The 724-nt window shown below is 59.3% G+C and carries 2 protein-coding genes; both read right to left on the bottom strand.

Annotated elements, in window-relative coordinates:
- The coding region (locus LK12_RS23280) for an alpha/beta fold hydrolase (RefSeq protein WP_039290640.1) at nt 1–244 on the bottom strand (244 nt) is incomplete at its 3' end.
- Between the two features lie 28 nt (nt 245–272).
- On the bottom strand, nt 273–724 hold a 452-nt coding region (locus tag LK12_RS23275), incomplete at its 5' end, for a nuclear transport factor 2 family protein (RefSeq protein ID WP_197063654.1).

Raw genomic sequence — 724 nt, 5'->3', positions numbered from 1 at the left:
CGACAATGGCAAGTGCATCGCTGGCAAGAGCCGAAATCGAGAAATCGTCGAAATCCTTGTCGGAGCGTCCGCAGCCGCGCTGGTCGAATGCGATTACCTCGTGCCCTGCATCCAGCAGCGCGGATAAAGTCGAATCCCAGACGCGGGTGCTCATTGCCCAAGCGTGGACAAGCAGCACTGGCAGATTGGCACCCTCGTGATGCTCGAAATAACAGCGTCTCGAATCTGTCTCGAGATATGCCATCCTGTCCCTCCTCTTCGCCGTGGACGCCTCAAGCCGGGGCTTCGAGCGTTATTCCGACTAACGGGCTGAAATGGTGCATTTTCACGTCGCGCCGGACAATTTTCCAGACGCCGGCGCGGCGTTCGAAAACGTCGCTGTAGGTCGCGGCGACGGTCTGGGCCTGCCCGTCGCTCGTTGTGCCGATGCAATCGACATCGGAAACCCCCAGCGCGTGGTCGTCGTCGGTGAAGTTTACCCGAAGGTTGGTGGTGCAGTGAGTAGACTTGAGCCATGCCGGCCACAAAATGTCCTTCACCGCCTCATTGATACCCGCGTGCCCGTTGAAGCGGCCGAAGGGCGGGCCGATCTCCCAGACACAATCTTCCCACCAGATGGCGAGAAAGCGGTCAAAATCGCGTTTGTCGAACCCATGGCAATAGTCGCTCACGAGATCGTGCATCGCGAACCGGCTCTCTAGCCGGTCGATGCGCTGTATGAGGG

The organism is Novosphingobium malaysiense (genome assembly GCF_000802225.1).
GTDB classification, from domain to species: Bacteria; Pseudomonadota; Alphaproteobacteria; order Sphingomonadales; family Sphingomonadaceae; genus Novosphingobium; species Novosphingobium malaysiense.
The sequence above is the reverse complement of the archived record's forward strand: the minus strand, read 5'-3'. Positions and strand labels throughout refer to the sequence as shown.